Annotated in this window: 1 protein-coding gene and 1 pseudogene; both read right to left on the bottom strand. The window is 68.9% G+C overall.

Annotation, left to right across the window (positions count from 1 at the left end; genetic code table 11):
• Positions 1-88: 88 nt before the first annotated feature.
• A complete protein-coding gene (gene istB, locus ACFSCU_RS18935; RefSeq protein WP_011805003.1) occupies positions 89-826 on the bottom strand; it encodes an IS21-like element helper ATPase IstB in 738 nt (245 codons plus the stop codon).
• Positions 827-862: 36 nt separating this feature from the next.
• Positions 863-1,072: pseudogene (locus ACFSCU_RS18930) on the bottom strand (IS21 family transposase); the annotation flags it as partial.

Genomic DNA, 1,072 nt, shown 5'->3' with positions numbered 1-1,072 from the left:
GGACACGTTGCGCGGGTGTCCTGAGTGACGCTCAAATCGTAGCCGAAGTGTCCGCCATCAGCGTGGAATGGCGGTCGGCGCGGCCGGCTCAGACGGCCTTGGTGAGCTTGCGCATCGACTCGCCCTTGAGGGCTATCTTGTGCGAGCCGTGCACGATGCGGTCCAGGATGGCGTCGGCCAGCGTGGGCTCGTCCAGCCAGGCGTGCCAGGCCGTCACCGGCAACTGGCTGGTGATGAGCGTCGAGCGCGTGCCCACCCGGTCGTCCAGCAATTCCAGCAGGTCGTTTCGCTCGTGCGCGGCAATCGGCGCGATGCCGAAGTCGTCCAGGATGAGCAGGTCCAGCCGCGCCAGTTGCGCCAGCCGTTTGCCCAGGCTGCCATCGCCGTGGGCCACGTGCAGCTCCTGCAGCAGCCGTGGCGCGCGGGTGTAGAGCACCGAGAAGCCCAGGCGCGCGGCCTGCTGCCCCAGTGCGCAGGCGAGCCACGTCTTGCCGCACCCGGTGGCGCCGGTGAGCAGCACGTTGTGGCCATGGCGCAGCCAGTCCCCGCCGGCCAGGCTGGTGATGACCTCTCGGCTCAGGCCCCGGCTGGCGCGCCAGTCGATGTCCTCCAGGCAGGCACTGGAGACCTTCAGGCGGGCCGCCTTCAACAGGCGCTCCAGGCGCTTGCTGTCACGCCAGTCCACCTCGCGCTGCACCAGCAGCGCCAGGCGTTGTTCAAAGGGCAGCTCGCTGGCCGTGATGTGGGTGGCCGCGTCGCTGAGGGCGGCCACCATGCCGTCCAGGCGCAGGGCGCGCAGTTGGTTCAAGGTCTGTTCGTTGAGCATGGTTCTTCCTTGTTAGGTTTGCTTGCACGTTGGAGTTCAGTGGTAGTAGCCCGGCCCGCGCACGTTCTCGTGCAGCGGCAGGCTCGCCTGTGCGGCCATCGGCGCATCCAGCGGCCGCTGGTCCAGGCCGCAGCCCAGGATGGAGGCGATGCTCTTGTAGGACGGTGAGCGAATCGACTGCGCCCGCGCACAGGCGGCCTCCAGCCGGTCAGCCCCGTACTCACGGCCCAGGCGCATGAGGCCCAG

The sequence above is a fragment of the Ottowia beijingensis genome (genome assembly GCF_042680925.1).
In the GTDB taxonomy this organism is placed as follows: Bacteria; Pseudomonadota; Gammaproteobacteria; order Burkholderiales; family Burkholderiaceae_C; genus Ottowia; species Ottowia beijingensis.
Note: the sequence above shows the minus strand (reverse complement) of the source record. Positions and strands in the feature narration are given on the sequence as shown.

Coding starts and splice junctions, on each gene's coding strand:
- istB (WP_011805003.1), bottom strand. CDS start 826: ATGCTCAACGAACAGACCTTGAACCAACTGCGCGCCCTGCGCCTGGAC.